This is a genomic window from Amycolatopsis nalaikhensis (assembly GCF_030264295.1).
Lineage (GTDB): Bacteria > Actinomycetota > Actinomycetes > Mycobacteriales > Pseudonocardiaceae > Amycolatopsis > Amycolatopsis nalaikhensis.
Genome location: NZ_CP127173.1, coordinates 9,756,342 through 9,776,262 on the forward strand (window position 1 = coordinate 9,756,342; position 19,921 = coordinate 9,776,262).

Below are 19,921 nucleotides of genomic sequence, written 5' to 3' on the forward strand. Positions count from 1 at the left end.
TCGCCAACCTCGGCGAGACCACGCGTCGTCACCGGGGGCTAGTCGCCGAGGTTGGGCATCGGCCGGTTCGAGCCCCACCTGATCGGGGGGTCGAACGCGCCGCTGACCGTGTCCAGCTTCGTTCCCTTCGGCGGGAACTCCGGCAGGAAGTTGGGCTCCTTGTTGTACTGGATGAACTTCTGCACGTCCGGCGTCAGGCCCTTGTACTCCGCGTCGAGCTTGACGTGGTCGCGGATGCCCTGCTCGGCGGGGTTGGCCGCGTCCTTCCACTTGACGTTGTCGCTGGCCGTGACCGAGTAGTCCACCTTGAGGTCGTTGGCCTGCTTGCGGAACTCCGCCGGGGTCGAGGTCATGCCCCACTCGTTCATCTTGCGCTGCAACGTCGCGTCGCTCATGTTGTTGACGCTGTCCTTGAACTGGCCGATCCGGATGTCGGCCTGCTTCAGCTTGTTCTCGAAGTTGCCCGACATCTGGGAGTTCGCCTTGCGGGACAGCGTGGTCATGTTGTCCGCGGTGCCGGAGCCGCCGAGGTCGTTGTTCTTCAGGTGCCCCTTGATGAAGTAGCCCTCGTCGGTGTCGGGCTTGTACCCGTACTTGTCGTTGGGGTTGCGGAGCTTGTCGAGCTCGGCCTGCAAGCGCGGGTCGAAGTTCGCGTGCTTGGTCGCGTTCAGGTCGTTGACGTCGGTGAGGTGGTTGCCCGCCGGCATGGTCCCACCGGGGTACTTCCCCCTGCCGGAGCCGTCGAGCGAGCCGCTGCCCTGCTTCCCGCCGCCTTCCATCACCGTGCGGCCGGAGTCGCCGTGCGACTTGTTGGCCGCGCCGGTGATCGGCGGGTCGTACCGGCCGGTCCGCGGCTTCTTGCCGCCGGAGCCCGCTCCGGCGGCGCCGTTGCCCGCGCCGGGGTTGGGGTTCGGGCGCTTTTTCGAACCCTTCTTGCACGGGGCCGGATCCAGGAAGGTTTCGTCGTCGTCGAGGAACGCGGTCGGGTCGTCGGCGTAGTTGACGACCTTGCCGTTGTTCCGCGTCAGGCCGAGCGGGTCGGCCGCGAGGAACGGGTCCTCGACGTAGGTCTCCGGGTTCAGCGCCGGGGTCAGGCCGAGCGGGTCCGGCGAGATGTAGCGGGCGTTGGCCGGGTCGTAGTAGCGGAAGACGTTGTAGTGCAGGCCGGTTTCCGCGTCGTGGTACTGCCCGGGGAACCGCAGCGGGGTCGGCGAGCGGACGCCGGCCGCGGTCAGGCCCCACAGGCTCGTGCGCACCGGGCTGACCGTGCCGTGCTCCGGGCTGACCAGCTCGGTCGGCGTGCCGATCTCGTCGGTGATCACCGCGGACACCTCGACCCGCCCGTCGGCCAGGGTGCGCGCCTGCGCCACCACGCGGTCTTCGTCCGGGTGGTGGATCCAGGTCAAGGTCTCCACCGGGGCGCCGCCGGCGGTGTGCCGGGCCTCGACGAGGTTCGTGCCGTCCCAGGCGAAGTCGACCCGTTCGACGACCGCGCCCGTGGCGTCCAGGCGTTCCTTGGCGGTACGCCGGTCCAGCGCGTCGTAGCGGTAGCGCCACCGGCTGCCGTCCGGCGTGCGGACCGCCACCAGGTGGTCGTGGGCGTCCCAGCCGAACGTCCAGGTCAGCGCCGTCCCGTCCGGCGCGGGCAGGGTCCGCTGGACCAGCCGGCCCTGCGCGTCGTGGACGTAGCGGACCGCGCCCGCCGCGGCGAGCACGCCCCCGGCGTACTGGCGCGGGCCCGCCTCGGGACCGGTGCCCGGTGAGGAGGAGATCAGGTTGCCGAGCACGTCGTAGGCGTAGCGCTCGGCTCCGCCGTGGTGCAGGGCGGCGGTGACGCGGCCGGCCGCGTCGAACTCGTACCGCGCTCCCCCGGCCGGGTCCTCCCGGAACGCGACGCTGCCGTCCGGACGCCGGTGGTAGCGCGTGGCCCCGGCCGGCGTGTGCTGCGCGGCGAGCCTGCCCGCCACGTCGAACTCCTGCCGCAGCAACGGGTTCACCCCGGCGGAGAGGCCGAGTGTGCGCCCGGCGGCGTCGAGGTGCAGGGTCAGCTCGGTGCCGGCGACCCGCACCACCTCGGCGCCGTCCGCGGTCTGTCCCCAGTGGACGTCCACTCCGGACGGAGTGCGGCGGGTCTTCGCGCCGAAGGGGTAGGCGAAGGTCGTGGTCCCGGCCGCGGTGGTCTGCCGCGTGACGCGGCCCTCGGCGTCGTGCGCCAGCTCGAGCACGCCGTCCGGCCCGGTGGCGCGCACGAGCCGCCCGACCGGGTCGTAGCGGTAGGTCTCGACGCCCGCCGGGCTGATCCGCTCGGTCAGGTTGCCCAGCAGGTCGTACCGGGACTCCACGGTCTCCCCGGCCGGGCCGGTGAGCCGCACCCGCTGTCCCGCGGCGTCGTACTCGCACCGGGTGACCCGGCCGGCGAAGTCCGTCTGAGCGAGCAGCCGCTCTTCGGCGTCGTAGGTGTAGTGCCAGGTCTGGCCGGCCGGGTTGGTCACGGAGACCAGCCGCAGCTCGGTGTCGTAGCGGTGGGTGGTGCGCGCACCGGCGGCGTCGATCGTGGCGGTGATCGTGCCCATCGGGCCGTTCTCGGTGCGGAGCACGCGGCCCAGCTCGTCGGTGCGGGACGTTTCCGCGTTCTCGCCGTCGAACGTCCACTGCCGGCGGGTCCCGTCCGGGGCCAGGACTTCCCGCAGGGACCCTTCGACCGTCCACGCGTACGCGGTCCGGCCGCCGGCGTGCTCGATCGCCCGCGGTCGCCCGAACAGGTCGGCCTCGACGCGGGGCACGGCGAAGTCCGGCTCGGGCTCGCCGCCGCCGGTGTGCTCGAGGTGCTGGTCCGCGGCCACGCCGAGCGGGTCGGTGTAGGGGTCGGGCAGGTTCGGGGCGGCGTAGCGGCGCCGGAAGACCTGGTCGCCGTCGGTCACCTCGATGACCAGCTCGGTCTCGCTCCGCTCGGCGATCTCCACCCGGGAGCCGTCGGCTCGCAGCACGGCGACGAGCCGACCGTCCGGGTCGTGCTCGAACTCCGTGCGCCGGCCGAGCGGGTCGGTGCGGGACAGCAGCACGTCGCGCGGCCCCCACTCGCTGCGGGTCACGCCGCCGAGGCGGTCGGTCCGCGCGATCGTGTTGCCGTTCTCGTCGAACTCGTACACCGTCTGCTTGCCGAACGAGTCGGTCACGGTGGTGCGCCGGTCGGCGTAGGCGAGCGCGGTGTCGAGGAAGCCCTGGTCGCCGACACCCCGCACGCAGCGGCCGTGCTGGTCGTAGACGTAGCGGTACCAGGCGCCGACGTGGTTGGTCCAGCCGGTGATCCGGCCTTCGGCGTCGTGGGTGTAGTGGGCGGGCCGGGGCGAGGAGTTGGCGCGCAGGGCGAGGTGCCCGTGCTCGTCGTAGTCGTAGCGGGCGACGAGGACGTCCCCCGAATCGGACAGCGCCCGGACCGCGCGGATGCGGCCACCGGTGACGTCGAAGGCGATCCGGGCGCCACCGGAGTGCGTGAGCAGCGCGGGCGCGCCGTCGGCGTCGTGGTCCAGCTCGGCGTAGCCGCCGCTCTCGGAGCGGATTTCCTTCAGCAGGAGGAGGTCCGGGTTCCCCTCGGCCGGGACGAACCGGCGCAGGGTGCCGCGCGTGGGGTCTTCCAGGACGTACTCGGCGCCCTGCGCGTACAGCCGGCGCAGCGGACCGTGCGGGCTGGTGACCGTCCGGCCCGGGGCGGGCACCGGGAACCGCAGGATCATCGCGTCGGCGCTGTAGTACGTGACGGTCCCCTGCTCGACGGCCAGCCGCTCGTCGACCAGCGACGCCCACGAGGGCCCGAACCAGCGCCCGGCCCGGTAGGACGAGACGTGGTTGCGGACGATGAGCTGCCCCAGCGGCCCGGGCACGACGAGGTCGCTCTCGGTGACCAGGACATCGCCGGTCTGGACGTCGATCGGGTCGCCGCTGCCTTCCTTGCAGCCCGGTTCCTTGGTCTCGGACGTGTTCCGGTCCGGCCCCTTCGACCCCTCGGAGCCCTTGGCGCCGGCGGACTTGGTCGAGTCGCCGCCCGGCGGGTCGTCGAGGCCGCGTGAGGCAGGCGGCGGGTCGCTCTTGGGCGGATCGTTCTTCGCGGGCGGCGGGTCGTTCTTCGGCGGGTCGTTCTTGGGCGGCGAGTGGTCGCCCGTGGTCGAGGTGGAGTCGTCCCCGCCTTTGCCCTTGGGTCCGTCGAGGCCTTTGGGGTTGCCGTTGATGTCGGCGTGCTTGGGCGGCGGCGCGGCCTTGCCCGGCTTGATGTTCCGCAGGGCCTTGGCCGCGTCGGAGAACAGGTCCCCGGCCCGCTTGAGCAGCGGGATCAGCGCCTGCAGCGCCTTCACCAGCCGCTTGACCAGATCCGCGATCTTCGACGCGGTCTTCGCCACCGCGTTGATCACCTGCGGCACCACCCACGTCAACCCGATACCCAGGGTGAACACCACCTGCAACGCCCAGCTGATCAAATGCCCGATCAGCTCGGCGATGATGTCCCGCACCAGCGCCCGCACCGCCGCCACGACCTCACCCGCGGTCTTCACACCGCTGGAGGCCCCTTCACAGCCCTTCTGCGCGGTTTCCAGCAGAGTCACCGTGTCCTGGGCGCGTTGCCGGTAGCTGTCACCAGCGGGCCCGGTCCACGTCGCGGTGTCGGCCTTGACCATCCCGGTGAGGTCTTCACCGACACTGCCCAGCTCGGTGGCGATGTTCTTCCACGTCTCGGCCTGGGCGGCGATCTCGTCGGCGTTGCCGGTCAGGCCGTTGAGGGCTTCCTTGAGCGGGCCGACGTGCTCCATCAGCCACCCGACCCCCGCGGCCAGGATCGCACCGAACGGGTCCATCGCCATCGACAACGCATCCAGCGCGGTCCCGACGGCACCCAACGCCACCGACGCCCAGTCACCGCTCTCGATCGCGGACTTGAGGTCGGCCGCCGACTCCGCGAGCGAAATCCCCGAATACGCCTTCGTCGAATCCTGCGTCGGCGCGACCAGCGGATTGCTCACGGGTGACCTTCTCCCTCTCCCCGGCGTCAACAGCCGAAGCTAGCAAGCGGCACCCGAGTGGATCACGCGGACCCCGGCGATTTCCCCTTCGGCCAGCCGATCGTGCCCCCGCGCCCGGCGCGGCGCCGGAATCGTGCCCGATTCGCCGGGTTCACCCGGGACAGCCCCGCATCCCGGCAGCCGCGTCCGGTCTGCGTTCCGTTCCGCACGGGTCAGCTCCGCGTCCATTTCTGGGCGCTGCCGCCGGTACAGGTCTGCAGGGTCACCGGCGTGCTGTTCCCCGTGCCGTTCCCGCTCGGGGCGAGGCACAGTCCCGAGGGGACACCGGTGATCGTCCCGTCGGCGGCGGTGGTCCACTGCTGGTTGGCCCCGCCCGTGCAGTCCCAGATGATCACCCGGGTGCCGGCGGTCGTGCCCGCGCCCTCGGCGTCGAGGCACTTGCTGCCGTACACCAGGAGCTGCTTGCCGGAGGTGAGGGTCCACTGCTGGTTGGCGCCGCCGTTGCAGTCCCAGAGCGTCACCTGGGTGCCGTTGGCCTGGGACACGTTCGGGACGTCGAGGCAGCGGCCGGAACCGGTGTTGCGCAGCACCGACGTCGACCCGCCGCCCGAGCCCGCGACGCCGAGGTTGTCGAACTGCGCCGTCTCCCCCTGACCCGTGCCGATCCCGATCTGACCCGCCGGGAAGGTGCTGTCGGTGACCGTGCCGAGCACCGTGCCGTCGACGGAGGCGGTGATGGTGCTGCCGGAGAAGCCCAGCGACAGCTTGTGCCAGCTGCCGGTGCCGAGCGCGGTCGTCGTGCCGCTGCGCAGGGTCGTGTTCTGCTGGCTCGTGTTGTTGCGCCGGATCGACCAGGCACCGGTGTCGCTCACCCGCAGGTAGTACGCGTTCAACGCGCCCTGGTTGCCGGTGTCCTGCGCACCGGCCCGGCCGAGAAGCTCGACGTAACCGGGCTTCTCCAGCAGCACGTCCGTGCTGAGCGTGTAGTTGCTCCAGGCCACGTTGCCCAGCAGCGCGTACGGGTCGGTGGTCTTCTTCCACGGGATCGCCTTCTGCGGAGCTGCCTGGCGCACGCACGTGCCCGCGCGGCCCGCGCCACACGCGGACGTCTCGAAGGCACCCTCCATGTCCATCAGGTACTTGGCTTCCTTGCCCTTCGCGTACCCGTCGAAGTCGTCGCTGTAGGGCAGGTTCAGCGAGCCCTGCGGCGGGCTCGTCGCCGTGCCCTTGCCCTGCCCGGTGGTGGTCGTGACGGTGTAGAGATGGCCGGGCTGGACGGTCAGGGAGAAGGCACCGCCGGACGGCGTGACGTCGGTGCTGTGCACGAAGTGGTCCGCGGAGTTGTTCGAGTTGAGGTTGGTCGCCCACACGTGCACCTGTCCGGTGGACAGCCCGCCGGTGACGGTCAGGTTCAGCGTCTGGGCCGACGTGGCGTCCATCGTCTCGATGATCGTGCTGTAGTCGCCGGTGTTCGGCGCTCTCAGCGAGACGTAGCTGCCGTTGGCGCGGTTGCCACCGAGATAGCCGCTGGAGGCGTCGAGGTACTTCCAGCCGGGGGCGGTGAACTGCGTCGTGTGCGCCAGCGCCCACGCGTCCTTGCCGACCGAGTAGTACCCCGACCACGGCTGGTTGGCCAGGATCAGCCCGACCGTCGGCCAGGGGATGTTCGGCGTGGTGGCGGCGATCAGGTCCCAGTTGAGGTACGCGGTCATCTTGCCGTCGAGGTAGACGCGGTTGATCCCGCGGGCCAGCGGCTTGGCGCCGTCGTTGTAGTCCTGGGAGCCGTTTTCGCTGGACCACAACGTCTTCCCGGTGTCGACGACGTTCGACGGGACGCCGCAGGACGTCTGCGCGCCGAGGTAGCCGCAGGTGTAGTGGGCACTGAGGACGTCGGTCGCGGTGCGGTAGGCCGTGTTCGTCGAGATGGCGCTCGCGGGTCCCCAGTCGCCCGGCCACGAGTCGCCGGAGATGAGCTTGACGGCGCTGTACCCGTTGGCGTTGAGGGCGTTGCGCATGGTGACGGTCCAGTCGGCGCTCCACTGCTTCTCGTTCTGGACGGTCGTGAGGTAGTCGATGGTCAGCCCGTGCTGCTTGGCGCAGCCCAGCCACGACAGGTAGTAGCCGGTCAGGTCGTTGGAGAAGAAGGTGCCGTTGCCGATCCAGCCCGGCGCGCCCCAGGGCAGGCCCACCAGCTTGATGCCGGGGTTGCGCGCCTTGGCCTGCTCCATGATCCACCACTCGTACCCGCGGTCGCAGTCGAGGTCGCCGCGGAAGTGCGCGTGGCTCGGTTCGGCCCCGCTGGTGGAGTTGGTGTCCCCGCCCATCTCCACCTTGAGGATCTGCAGGGCGGCGCCGTACCCGGGTTTGAACAGGTAGTCGAGGATCTGGCCGCGTTGCGGCTCGGGGTAGTCGATCAGCAGGCGGCTGTTGCCCCCGCCGCCGCTGACCGCCCCGACGCCGTCGAACGTGCGCCCGGCCGAACCGCCGTTGATCGTGATCGACGTGGCGGCCTCGGCCGGCGCGGCGGCCACCACTGTCCCGGCCAGGACGACGGCCGCGGCCATCGCCGCTCTTACCCTTCCGAGCATGGTGGGTCTCCTCCGGAAACGGGACATCAGACGGCCGTGACGGTCCACTGGTTGTTGGTGCTGCTGTTGGGCGCCCACAGGACCACGGTCGAGCCGGACGCGGTGTTGCCCGCGCCGTCGAGCGCGGTGCCGGTGGCCCGGTTGACGATCTGGTAGCGGCCGTTCCCGACGCCCGTCAGCCGCCACTGCTGGCTCTCGCTCCCCGTCCAGCCCGCCTGCACGGCGTTGACCCCGTTGCCGGTGCGGCCCGCGCTGTCGGCGACCATGCCGTTGGTGCGGTTGACGATCCGGTGGTAGCCGGTGCCGAGGTCCACCAGCTGCCAGTGCAGGTTGGTGGAGCCGTCGTAGGACCACTGCTTGAGCACCGACCCGGATGCGACGTTCCCGCCGCTGTCGAGCACCAGCCCGGTCGTGACGTTCGCGATCCGCACCCAGCCGGTGGGGACCGGCCCCGACCCCGGTACCGGGATCTGGCCAGAGAACGTCAGCTTCACCACGTACGCCGAGGCGTCGAACGGCGGCGTGGCCGACGGCATCCGGACGTGCAGCCCGGCGCCGTCCTGGGTGCGGTCGGGCAGGTCGGTGGCGGCCCCGGCGGTGGGGCCGAGCAGTTGCACGGTCTTCAGCGAAGCCAGGTTGATCCGGTTCGAGCCGAGCGTCGTGATGTCCAGCGTGGCGCCCGGCCAGCCCAGGACCGTCGCGTACAGGACGGTGTTGTCCTTGCTGCGGGTGAACCGGATGTCGCGGCCGGTGCCCTCGCGCGGGGTGGTGAAGGAGCCGCCGCCCATCTGCGTCGGGCCTTCGCCGTAGACCGACCAGGCGCGGGTCGCGTAGATCGACTCGCCGAAGCGGCCGAGGTGGTCGCCGATGCCGAGCAGGATCGAGCGCTGCCCGGCCGGGATGGCGCCGTCGGCCGTGGGCGCGATGTTGAGCAGCATGGTGCCGTTCTTGCTGACGCGGTCGATCAGCGCGTGCAGCATCGCCTTCATCGAGTAGTAACCGATACCGGTCGTGTAGCACCAGCTGGAGCTGGAGATGCTGTCGTCGGTCAGCCAGTACGGGTTCTGGATGTCGCCCGGGCCGCCGCGTTCGAAGTCGTAGACCTCGCCGCGGTTGTTGAAGCCGTCCTTGTAGGTGGCGACGACGTCCTTGTTCCACGCGACGGCCTTGTTGTAGTAGTACGCCAGGAAGTTCAGCCGCCGCGACTCGTCGACGCGGGGCAGGTTGAAGTCCTGCCAGAGCAGGTCCGGCTGGTAGCCGTCGATCACCTCGGCGAGTTTGTCGTACCAGAGCTGGTTTTCCGCCGCCGAGCCCAGCTGGCCGTACAGCTTGCGCAGACTGGCGTCCGACTGCGCGGGCACGTGGTCGTAGTAGCCGGTGAAGTGGTAGGCGTGGTGCAGCGACACCATGAACTTCAGGCCGCGGGCGCGGATCGCGTCGGCGTGCAGCCGCACCAGGTCCAGCCGCGGCCCCTTCGCGACCGAGTTCCATTCGCTGACGGCGCTGTTCCACATCGAGAAGCCGTCGTGGTGCTCGGCGACCGGCCCGGCGAACCGGGCCCCGGCGTCGGCGAACAGCTGCGCCCACTCGGCCGGGTCGAAGTTCCCGCCCGCGGACTTCAGCTTCGGTGCGAACTGGACCCAGTTGCCCGCCTTGTCGCGGGCTCCGTTGACGAAGTTGTGGTACGGCCACACCGACGGATCGCCGTACACGGCCTTGTGGTGGTTGTTCTCCGCCGAGCCGGCGACGTACATGTTCCGCGGGTACCACTCGTTGCCGAACGCGGGGACGCTGAAGACACCCCAGTGGAAGTAGATGCCGAACTTGGCGTCCTGGAACCACTCCGCCGCCGGCGGATGCTGGTCGACCGACGACCAGACGGGCGTGTAGCTGCCCGGCCCGGCCGTGGCCGCCGCGGCGCCGCCGCGCAGGAGGCCGGCCGTCGCGGCGCCGCTCACGGTGATCAGGCCCAGCATGGTGCGGCGGCTGAACGAGGACATGACGGAAAGCCTCCCCGGAATCGAAGGGCGATTCGAGAGTTAACGCTAACAGAAAACTTTCGGCCGTTTTGAAACTTTCACGACTTTGGTTCCTTCGGCGGAATGCCTTGGCAGGTCGGGGAATTCGGGTATTGCCCCGGCCGGATCGGTCCGGCGAAGGTGGACACCGGGAAAATGGCCCTCCGGAAAGGGACGACGATGCCCGTTCGAACGCGTCAGCGCTTCGCGCACCTGCTCACCGCCGCGGCTTTGGCCGCCACGGCGTGGTCACCACCGGCCGCCGTCGCCGCACCCGGCAGCCCGGCGCTCACCCCGCCGCTCGGCTGGAACAGCTGGAACAGCTTCGGCTGCGGCGTCACCGAAACCGCGGTCCGCCAGGCGGCCGACGCGATGGTCTCCTCGGGGATGAAGGACGCGGGCTACCAGTACGTGGTGGTGGACGACTGCTGGTTCGACCCGCAGCGCGACAGCCAGGGCGCTCTGCGCGCCAACTCGTCGAAGTTCCCGAGCGGCATGCAGGCGCTCGGCGACTACATCCACAGCCGCGGCTTGAAGTTCGGCATCTACCAGGTCCCGACCGACCGGACCTGCGCCCAGCGCACCGGTACCTACCCCGGGTCCACCGGCAGCCAGGGGCACGAGGCCCAGGACGCGCGCACGTTCGCGTCCTGGGGCGTCGACTACCTCAAGTACGACTGGTGCTCCCCCGCCGGCACCCGCGACGAGCAGGTCGCCCGGTTCGGCCTCATGCGCGACGCGCTGCGCGCCACGGGCCGCCCGATCGTCTACAGCATCAACCCCAACAGTTACCACGCCATCACCGGGGACAAGTACGACTGGGGCCAGGTCGCCGATCTCTGGCGCACCACCGAGGACCTGCTCGACATCTGGCAGAACGGCAACACCAACAGCTACCCGATGGGCGTGGGCAACGTCCTCGACGTCACCGCCCCGCTGGCCGCCCAGGCCGGCCCGGGGCACTGGAACGACCCCGACATGCTCGTGGTCGGCCGGCCCGGGCTGTCGCTGACCGAGTCCCGCGCGCACTTCGCCCTGTGGGCGCTGATGGCGGCGCCGCTGATGGCGGGCAACGACATCCGCACCATGTCCGCCGACGTCAGCGCGATCCTGCGCAACCCGCGGCTGCTGGCGGTGGACCAGGACCGGCTCGGCGCCGGCGGCCGCCGGGTACGCGACGACGGCGACGTCGAGGTCTTCGCCAAGCCCCTGGCCGACGGATCGGTGGCGGTCGGCCTGCTCAACCGCGGCGGCGGCACGACGACGGTCGGCACGACGGCCGCGCAGATCGGGCTGTCCGGCACGGCGTTCACCCTGACCGACCTGTGGACCGGATCGACCTCGACGACCGGCGGCGCGATCTCGGCGAGCGTGCCTTCGCACGGCGTCGCGGCGTACCGCGTGTCGGGCGGATCCCCACTGTCCGCCACGACGTCCCGGCTGCGGGGCACGGGCTCGAGCCGCTGCCTCGACGTCGAGAACGCCTCGACGGCCGCCGGCGCGGGAACGGTGCTGTGGGACTGCCAGACGGCGGCGAACCAGCTCTGGACGACCTGGGAGAACGGCGAGATCCGCGTGTTCGGCGACAAGTGCCTCGACGGCACGGCGAGCGGTGCCCGCGTGCTCAGCCGGCCGTGCACGGGCCAGGGCAACCAGAAGTGGACGCTCGCCGCGGACGGCTCGGTGCGCAACGTCCAAACGGGACTCTGCCTGGACGCCGAGGGCGCGGCGACCGCCAACGGGACCCGGGTGATCCTGTGGAGTTGCAACGGCCAGGCCAACCAGCGGTGGACCCGGGTCTGATCGGCCTGACCCGAGCACCTCGCTGAGCTGAAGGGGACTTTCCTCGCATCTGATGCGAGGAAAGTCCCCTTCAGCCCACGGCAAGCGCGACTTCACCGGGCCCGGGAAATGCACCCAATGTGGCGTTGGGTGCGTCTGACGCACCGAACGCCACATTGGGGCGCATGACCCAGCTGGCCCGCTTGGGTCCGGTCGCGTCGGCAAGGCCGGATCCGAAGCGCCCCAAGGCGGCCTTGGTTGCGTCAGACGCACCGAAGGCCGCCTTGGTTGCGTCTCACGCACCGAAGGCCACATTGGGGCGCATGGGCCGGTCAGCGGGACGGGGTGGAGCCGGCCACCCCGGACGGCTCCACCCCGCTCTCCCCGGCACGCGCCGGCTTCACCGATAGCCGGCGGCGACGACGTTGGCCTGCACCGCGTTCTCCGTCGCGTCGGACGGATACCCCGCGACCATCGCCCCTTCGTAGAACGTCCCCGCGCTGAGGTTGGCGCCGCCACCCGGCTTGCAGCAGTCTCCGCCGCTGCCCAGCACGATCGCGCCCTGCTTCTTCATCGGGCTGTACCCGTTCGGGAGACCGCCGTCCCACAGTGTCGTGAGACCGCCGGACTGGGCGTCGCTGCCCTTGATGGCGAACCGCGACGTCCCGTTGTTCTTCAGCACCGCCGTGACGAACTTGCTGGAGAACGCCCGCTGGTTCGGGTTCCACGTCTGGCTGCCGCCCGGGTAGAGCCCCCATTCCAGGTCGGCCTGCACCCACGGGCCGGTGCCGGCGCAGCCGCCGAACCAGCACTGCTTGCCGAAGTTGATGGCGTCCATCGCGCCGGCGGCGTCGGCCATCCGGGTCGTTTCGCTGTTGCCGTAGTCGAAGCAGCAGCCGCTGTTGACGTGCGTCCCGCTGGTCACCATGTACATGCCCTCGGGCGCGCTGCCGGTCGGCACGCCGGTCAGGTGACCGTCGCGCCAATAGCTGTTGCCCGGGTTGATGTACAGCGAGTACGCCTTCCGGCCGCCGACCGTCAGCGACTCCGACGTGGCCTTCGCGGGACTGCTCTGGCTGGACCCGGGAACCACGCTCGACCCCTGGTACCACAGGTCGTTCCCCCGGCCGGACTGGTCGTAGACCACCGTGATGACGCAGGAAGTGCTGGCGCAGAAGGAATCCTGTGCCGCGGCGTCGGCGGCGCCGCCCGCGGCCACGACGCCGACGTTCCGGGTGGCGTTGTCGGACGCCCGCCGGACTTGGTAGAGGTTTCCGGTGTACGAGCCGTAGAGCGCGCGCACCGTGCTGTGCGCGGCGACGCAGGGCGTGCCACCCGAGGCGTAGATGTCGCACGGGCCCGCGCCGGAGGGCGGCGTGCTCCCGGCCGTCCACCGCTGGTTGCTCTGGCCGTGGCAGGTCCAGAGGATGACCGCGGTGCCGTTGACCGTCCCGGCCCCGGTGACGTCCAGGCACAGCCCGGACTGGACGCCGGTGATCGTCCCGTCGGAGTTCCGCCGCCACTGCTGGTTCGCCCCACCGGTGCAGGACCAGCTGATCACCGCCGTCCCCGGCGCGGTCTGGTTGCCGTAGGCGTCGACGCACCGGGTCCCGTTCAGCGTCCGCAGCTCGCCGGCGGCGGTGAATTCGAACGCCTGGCTCGCCTGACCGGTGCAGTCGCGGATCTCCAGTGGTGTTCCCGGCGTGTCGACGGCACCCCGGACGTTCAGGCACCGGCCCGACGCCGCGCTCGTCAGCGACGTCGAGGCCGCGGACGCGGGCACCGCGCCGGTCAGCGCGGCCGCCACCACCGCGGCCAGGACCAGCACCGCCCTTACTCGGATAGTCACGGTTCCTCCACGGATGTTAGCGTTAACATAATCAAGCCGAAGCACGCAGGACCAGCTCGGTGTCCAGCACCGCGCAGCGGGGCGCGGCCGAACCGCCGAGCATCGCGAGCAGCTCGTCCGTCATCCGCGTCCCCATTTCCTCGATCGGCTGGCGCACGGTCGTCAGCGGCGGATCCGTGCGCCGGCCGATGGGCAGGTCGTCGAACCCGATGACGGCCACGTCGTCGGGCACCCGCCGCCCGGCGCGGTGCAGGGCCCGCAGCGCGCCGATCGCCATCAGGTCCGAGGCCGCGAAGATGGCGTCGACGTTCGGCCTGCGGTCGAGCAGGCGCGTGGTGGCCTGCTCGCCGGAGGTCTGGCCGAAGTCCCCGAACACGACCAGCCCGCGGTCGCCGTGCCCGGCACCCACTACCGCCTGCCGGTACCCGAGCAGCCGGTCCACGCCGGCTGTCATGTCCTGCGGGCCGGCGATGGTCGCGACGCTGCGCCGTCCCGCGTCGATGAGCCGCTGGGTGGCCCGCCGGGCGCCGCCGCGGTTGTCCACGTCGACGTAGGAGAACCGGCCCGGTTCGCCGGGGCAGACCGGCCGGCCGCCGAACACCACCGGAATCCCGAGCCAGCCCAGGTCGAGCGGGCGGCGGCCGTGCATCCCGACGACGAGCGCGCCGTCGACGTGGCCGCCGTCGAGGTACCGCACCACCGGCGCCTGGTAGTCCTCCGTGGCGGGCACGGTGAGCAGGACCAGCTGCAGGCCCGCCGCGGTCAGCTCGCGGCCGGCGCCGGCGGCGATGCGGGCGAAGAACGGGTCGGCGAACAACCGCAGCACTTCCTCGCACACGACCAGGGCGACCGATCCCGTCGGCCCGGCGGCAGCCCGGGCAGCCCGCTGCCGGGCGTACCCGAGCGCCGACATCGCCGACTCGACCTGCTGGCGCGTTTTCGGCCGGACCCGGGGGAAACCGTTGAGCACGCGGGACGCGGTGGCGGTCGACACCCCGGCCGCCCGGGCGACGTCGGCCAGGGTCGGACGGAGTTCGGGGGACTCGACGGAGGACACGTTCGCACTCCCAAGACGTCGTTGTCTTCGCGGGCTCGTAGGAGGATATCGCCGGAGACCTCAGGTGCGCTGCACCCGGAAGCGCTGATTGGCCCCGGTGGACGGCGTCCACTGGGAGATCCGCGCGCCGTCGGCGGTCGAAGCACCCCACACGTCCATCGCCAGGCCGCTCGACCGGTTGACCAGGCTGACCACGCCGCCGCCCTGGTCGACCACCCGCCACTGCTGCGTGGCGGCGCCCGAATCCGGTTGCTGGCTGATGTCGGCGCCGGTGGCCGAGCTCGCCACCTGGAGCACCAGGCCGCTGTGGCGGGCGCGGACGCGGTAGTAGCCGTCGCCGGAGTCGAGGAAGTCGAACTGCTGGTTCTGGCCGCCGGTGGCCGTCCACTGCTGCAGCAGGGCACCGGCCGCGGTGGAGACCCCGCTGATGTCCAGCAGCTTGCCGCTGTGCTCGGCCACCAGGGTGTAGGTCACGCCGACCTGCACCGGCGATCCGGCCGGCGGGGTCGACGAGTCGAACTGCGTGATGAACTTCCAGACCTCGCCGGAGGTCCAGGTCTGCCAGCCGCTGCAGGTGCACCCGTCGCGCGGGCCGGGGTCGTGGCCGCCGTCGAAGGCGGCCCAGACCACCGGGTAGCCGGCGCGGCAGCCGGAGTAGGCCGTGACGATGTGGGTGTGGCTGCCGCTCGCGGGTTCCGGCGGGTTCTGCGCGGTGCAGCCGTTGTTCCGGACGAACTGGTCGCGCAGCGCGCGCCCGGACGCGATGGGCAGGACGTTGTCGCCGATGCCGTGCATTCCGATGTACGCGACGGGCTGGGTGCCGCCGGCGCACCCGCTGAGATTCGCGCCGGAGTAGACGGCGACCGCGCGGAAGACCGTGGGCCGGGCACAGGCGAGCGCGTAGCTCATCGCCCCGCCGTAGCTGAACCCGCCGGCGAAGACCTGCGAGGTGTCGACGCACAGCGCGTTCTCGAGCTGCCTCAGCAGGTCGTCGATGAACGTGACGTCCTGGCCGCCGGGGTTGGCCCAGCCGTTGCTGTTGCCCTGCGGCGCCACGAAGATCGTGGTGTTGCCGGCGGTGTCGGCCAGCCGCCGGAGCCCGTAGTACGACCAGTTGTAGCCGTCGGTCCCGCCCGAGTCGACGTCGTTGGCCGTGCCGCCGAGCCAGTGCAGCCCGACGAACAGCCGATAGGGGTGGTTGTTGTCGTAGTTCGCGGGCACCCGCAGGAGGTAGCTGCGGTTCTGGCCGCCGCTGGAGATCGTGTGACTGCCGCTCGCCAGCCCCGGGGCCTTCCCGCAGCCCGCGGTCCCGGCGGCGGTGGCCGGCTGCGCGGTCCCGACGCCGGCCAGCGCGACCAGCGCTCCGATCGCGGCGAAGGCGAACAGACGTCTGAACTTCACCATGGCGCGGGCTCCCTTTCCTAGTGGGTCCACTGCTGGTTCGTGGCGTGGGTGCAGGTGCCCAGCCGCACGGCGGCGCCGTTGGCGGTCGCGGCGGCTTCGAGGCACAGCCCCGACTGCGGCGCGGTGATCGTGCCGTCGGCGCCGACCTGCCACTTCTGGTTGGCCCCGCCGTGGCAGGCCCAGATGATCGCGGCCGTGCCGGGGCTGGTTCCGCCGCCTTCGGCGTCCAGGCAACGGAGTGTGGCGCCGGAGTAGACGGTCAGCTCCCCGGCCGCGGTGGCCGTCCACGTCTGGTTCGCACCGCCGTGGCAGTCCCAGAGCTGGGTCCGCGTGCCCTGGGTGCTCGACTGGCCGGGCACGTCCAGGCACCGCCCGGCCGCGACCGACCGCACCGGGCTCCCACCACCAGGAGTGCTCCCGCCGTCCAGGCCGAGGAAGGAAATCGCGTACGCGAGCATCCCGGCCTGCGGCAGGGTGTGCCCGGTGCCCGCGATGGTGATGCCCTCGACGGGTGCCTGGGTGCCGGTGCCGCCGTAGCGGTTCCGCGTCCACGACGACTGCGGGTGGTCGGTGGCGGACGGCGTCTGGCTCAAGCCGCGCAGCGCGGTCCACTGCTTGATCTCTTCGCCGTAGTTCGGGTACGCCAGGGTGGTGTCCTGGTTCCCGTGCCACAGCTGCATCCGCGGGTAGCCGCCGGCGTAGCCGGGGTACATCGCGTGCGCCTGGTCGGCCCACTGCTGCGCGGACTTGAGCACGTTCCCGCCCGCGCACTGGCTGTTCCACAGCGAACCGTCGGTGGTCGCGAAGCACCCGGCGGGCACGCCGGAGAACGCGGACGCGGCGGAGAAGACGTCCGGGTACTCGGCGGCCAGGACGTTGGTCATCATGGCGCCCGAGGAGAAGCCGCTGACCACGATGCGGCCGGGGTCCACGGCGTAGTGCTGCCGGGTCCAGGCCACCATCGCCATGATGCCGGTGGAGTCGCTGCCGCCGTCGCGGGTCAGGCCCGCTTTCGTGGAGACGTCGAAGCAGTGGCCGTCACGGGTCGCTTCGGGCACGACGACGAGGTAGCCGTACCGGTCGGCCGCCGTCGCGTAGTCGTGCCCGTTGCCGTTGAAGATCGCGCTCGCCGAGCCGCTGCAGTAGTGCACCAGAACCAGCAGCGCCGGCTTGGCCGCCACCTTGTCGGGCACGTACAGGTACATGTTCAGGTTGGTCGGGTTGGCGCCGAAGCCGGTGATGCGGGTCAGCGCGGCGGCCGCGGCCGGGCCGGCGGTCAGGACCACCGCCAGGGGCAGGATGAGCAGCGTCGCGAGCAGGGCGCGAGCCCATCGGTTCATCGGAGGCTCCATTGCTGGTTGGCGGCCTGGTTCCCGCAGGACCAGAGGATGATCTTCGTGCCGTTCGCCGTGCCCTGGGCGTTCGCGTCGACGCACAGCCCCGACTGCACCCCGGCGATGGTGCCGTTGGCGTTGACGTTCCACTGCTGGTTCGGCTGGCCGGTGCAGTCCCAGATGATCACCGGTGTGCCGTTGGTGGTTCCCCGGCCGGAAGCGTCGAGGCACTTGTTCCCGTAGACCGTCAGCTGTTTCCCGCTGGTCGGGGTCCACAGCTGGTTGGCGGCCTGGCTGCCGCAGTCGCGCAGCTGGACCTGGGTGCCGTTGGCCGTCGAGGAGTTCGGCACCTCCACGCACCGGCCCGACTGGGTGCCGACGATCTGCTTGCCCGACGGCGTCTGGGTGCCGGGTGTCCCGACGCCCGCGCCGGTGAAGTGGATCCAGTTGACGTTGAACAGGTACGCGGCGCCGGTCTGGCCGGACGGGTTGCGGGCGACGAAGTACAGCGTCCCGGTCCCGGTCGGCGGGTTGCCCAAACTGACCGCGAAGTCCTGCCAGTTCTGCCAGCCGCCGGTCCCGGTGATCGGGACGGAAGCCACCAGTGCGCCGTCCGGGGCGCCGCGGTGCACCTCGAGCGTGCCGCCGGAGCCGCCCGAGGAAGCCCGGACTTCGAGGCCGGTGACGCCGTTCAGGGCGAGCGGGTCGACCGACCACCAGTCGCCGTCCTGAATGAACGCCGCGCTGCTGCCCCCGCCCGCCGGGTCCGTCGCCGCCTCCACGGTGACCCCCGCGGTGTCGGTGCCCTTGCCGTCGGCGGTGCGGCCGGTGGCGGTGTAGAACTCCGCCTGCTTGTGCTGGGGCTGCAGGATCACCTGGGCCCGGCCGGTCAGGGGGTTGGCTCCGCCGGAGCCGCCCTTGTCGGTGTAGGACGCTTCGACGACGTAGAAAATGTTGTCGTTTTCGCTGTGACCGGACGAAAGCGTGGTCTGCACCTGGACGCCGCAGCCGTGGTACTGGTCGAGCGGGTGGCCGTGCTCGTCGTGGCCGAGGATGGCCTGGACGGTGACCTGCGCGCAGTCGACGGTTCCGTCCTCGGGATCGGTGACCGTGACGACGACGTTCACCTTGTCGCCCCAGTCGAACAGCCCGCCGCTCGGCGGGGTGGTGACGGTGAGCGTCGGTGCCGTGTTGCCCGCGGTGATCGCGACGCTCGCGGTGCCCGTGGCGCCCGCCGCGTTCGTCACGGTGAGCACCGCGGTGTAGTTGCCGGTGGCGTAGGTGTGGCTCGGGTTCGCCGCCGTGGACGTGGTGCCGTCACCGAAGTTCCAGCTGTACCGCAGGGCGGACCCGCCGGGGTCGGCCGAACCGGCGCTGGAGAAGTTCACGGTGAGCGGGGCCGGGCCGCTGGTGCGGTCCGCGCCGGCCTTCGCGACCGGTGCGGCCGAGCCGCCGCCGAGGTAGTCGACCCGGACGATCGACGCGTCGCTGTTGCCGCCGCCGTACCCGGTGCCCCACTCGACGACGTACAACGCGCCGTCCGGGCCGAACTCGAAGTCCATCGGCCGGTTGAACTTCACCGACGGCAGCAGCGGGTCGATCGAGGTGACGGTCGTGCCGGCCGAGTCGAGCAGGAAGGTGTACATCGAGCTGGTGTTCCACTCGGCGAACACCGCGCGGCCGTCGAAGTCGGCGGGCCACTTGCGGGCCGAGGCGAGGTTCGGGTCGAACCGGTAGACCGGCCCGGCCATCGGCGCGCCGCCGGACAGCTGCGGGAAGTGCGCCGGGTCGGCCTGGTAGTGGTAGTAGACCTGGGCCGGGATCGCGGGCGGGAGTTTGGTCAGGCCGGTGTTGTTGGGCGAGCTGTTCGTGGGGCCGCCCGCGCAGTCGAACTGGGGCCCGGACGCGCCGGTGGCGAAGTTGTACTGGTTGTAGGGCAGGTTCGGGCCGACGCAGAACGGCCAGCCCGCGTTGCCCGGCTTGCTGACGACGTCCCATTCGACGGTGTTCTGCGGGCCGCGGCTGGAACTGGCGTTCGGCGCGTCCGGGCCGTAGTTGGCCACGAGCGGGTAGCCGGTCTTGGGGTCGAGGCCCATCCGGAACGGGTTGCGTTCCCCCATCGTGTAGATCTCCGGGCGGGTGTTCGCGGTACCGGGCGCGAACAGGTTGCCCGACGGGATCGTGTAGGTGCCGTTGGATTCCGGGTGGATCCGCAGGACCTTGCCGGACAGGCTGTTCGTGTTGCCCGCGGTGCGTTCGGCGTCCCAGTAGGCGCGGCCGGAGCGCTGATCGAGCGGGCTGTAGCCGTCCGAGGCGAACGGGTTGGTGTTGTCGCCGAGCGACAACCACAGGTTCCCGTTCTTCTTGTCGAACACCAGGCCCGCGCCGTGGTGGCAGCATTCGGCGCGCTGCACCGGGACGTTCAGCACCTGCTTTTCGGTGGACTGGTCGATCGTGTCGCCGGTGACGGTGAACCGGCTCAGCCGGTCGACGTCGGCGCCGTTGGGCGACCAGTAGACGTACACCCACTGGTTCGTCGCGAAGTTCGGGTCGAGCGCGATGTTGAGCCCGCCGGACTCGTTGGCGGTGAAGACGTTCAGGTGCGTCGAGAGGACCGTGGTGCCGTTGGGCTTGACGACCTTCACGTCACCGAGGCGGTCGATGTAGAACACCCGCCCGTCCGGCGCGACGTCGAGCGCCATCGGGTTGCCGGTTTCGGTGTGCAGCGTGACCTTCTGGAACTTCGAGTCCGGCGGCAGCGCCGCGGTGGCCGCCGGGGTGGTGGTGAGCACCGGGACCACGGCGGCGGCCAGGACGGCGGCCACCGCCAGCGCGCCGCGACGCAGCGCTGAAAATCCGGACATGACGAGCTTCTCC

Annotated in this window: 9 protein-coding genes; 1 reads left to right on the forward strand and 8 read right to left on the reverse strand. The window is 71.1% G+C overall.

Features of this window, described 5'->3' with window-relative positions:
- Positions 1-38: 38 nt before the first annotated feature.
- From QP939_RS47475 to QP939_RS47485, 3 genes are all read right to left on the reverse strand, one after another.
- Positions 39-5,012: an RHS repeat-associated core domain-containing protein gene (locus QP939_RS47475; protein WP_285453488.1), complete on the reverse strand. Its 4,974-nt coding sequence runs from the start codon at positions 5,010-5,012 to the stop codon at positions 39-41.
- A gap of 212 nt (positions 5,013-5,224) precedes the next feature.
- Entirely contained in the window at positions 5,225-7,600 is a 2,376-nt protein-coding gene (locus QP939_RS47480; protein WP_285453489.1) for a ricin-type beta-trefoil lectin domain protein, read from the reverse strand.
- Positions 7,601-7,626: 26 nt separating this feature from the next.
- Complete coding sequence (locus QP939_RS47485) at positions 7,627-9,600, reverse strand: alpha-L-fucosidase (RefSeq protein ID WP_285453490.1); 1,974 nt, start codon at positions 9,598-9,600, stop codon at positions 7,627-7,629.
- A 198-nt stretch (positions 9,601-9,798) separates the two neighbouring features.
- Here QP939_RS47485 and QP939_RS47490 point away from each other — a divergent pair, with 198 nt between their 5' ends.
- Entirely contained in the window at positions 9,799-11,421 is a 1,623-nt protein-coding gene (locus QP939_RS47490; protein ID WP_285453491.1) for a glycoside hydrolase family 27 protein, read from the forward strand.
- Between the two features lie 379 nt (positions 11,422-11,800).
- Here the strand turns inward: QP939_RS47490 and QP939_RS47495 are convergent, their stop codons facing one another.
- From QP939_RS47495 to QP939_RS47515, 5 genes are read right to left on the reverse strand one after another with little or no spacing between them, the layout of a single operon-like run.
- Positions 11,801-13,249 (reverse strand): arabinofuranosidase catalytic domain-containing protein, encoded by a 1,449-nt coding sequence (locus QP939_RS47495; protein WP_285453492.1) that lies wholly within the window; start codon positions 13,247-13,249, stop codon positions 11,801-11,803.
- Positions 13,250-13,280: 31 nt separating this feature from the next.
- Complete coding sequence (locus QP939_RS47500; RefSeq protein ID WP_285453493.1) at positions 13,281-14,306, reverse strand: LacI family DNA-binding transcriptional regulator; 1,026 nt, start codon at positions 14,304-14,306, stop codon at positions 13,281-13,283.
- A gap of 60 nt (positions 14,307-14,366) precedes the next feature.
- A complete protein-coding gene (locus tag QP939_RS47505; RefSeq protein ID WP_285453494.1) occupies positions 14,367-15,710 on the reverse strand; it encodes an RICIN domain-containing protein in 1,344 nt (447 codons plus the stop codon).
- 17 nt (positions 15,711-15,727) lie between these two features.
- The gene (locus QP939_RS47510; protein ID WP_285453495.1) at positions 15,728-17,050 is read right to left on the reverse strand and encodes an extracellular catalytic domain type 1 short-chain-length polyhydroxyalkanoate depolymerase; all 1,323 of its coding nucleotides are present in this window, start codon (positions 17,048-17,050) and stop codon (positions 15,728-15,730) included.
- Complete coding sequence (locus QP939_RS47515; RefSeq protein WP_285453496.1) at positions 17,047-19,908, reverse strand: PQQ-dependent sugar dehydrogenase; 2,862 nt, start codon at positions 19,906-19,908, stop codon at positions 17,047-17,049. Before QP939_RS47515 ends, QP939_RS47510 begins: the two co-directional genes overlap by 4 nt.
- Positions 19,909-19,921 lie beyond the last annotated feature (13 nt).

Bases quoted from the DNA above. Each gene is read 5' to 3' on its own strand.
- QP939_RS47480 (WP_285453489.1), bottom strand. From the start codon at position 7,600: ATGCTCGGAAGGGTAAGAGCGGCGATGGCCGCGGCCGTCGTCCTGGCC.
- QP939_RS47485 (WP_285453490.1), bottom strand. From the start codon at position 9,600: ATGTCCTCGTTCAGCCGCCGCACCATGCTGGGCCTGATCACCGTGAGC.
- QP939_RS47490 (WP_285453491.1), top strand. From the start codon at position 9,799: ATGCCCGTTCGAACGCGTCAGCGCTTCGCGCACCTGCTCACCGCCGCG.
- QP939_RS47505 (WP_285453494.1), bottom strand. From the start codon at position 15,710: ATGGTGAAGTTCAGACGTCTGTTCGCCTTCGCCGCGATCGGAGCGCTG.
- QP939_RS47510 (WP_285453495.1), bottom strand. From the start codon at position 17,050: ATGAACCGATGGGCTCGCGCCCTGCTCGCGACGCTGCTCATCCTGCCC.
- QP939_RS47515 (WP_285453496.1), bottom strand. From the start codon at position 19,908: ATGTCCGGATTTTCAGCGCTGCGTCGCGGCGCGCTGGCGGTGGCCGCC.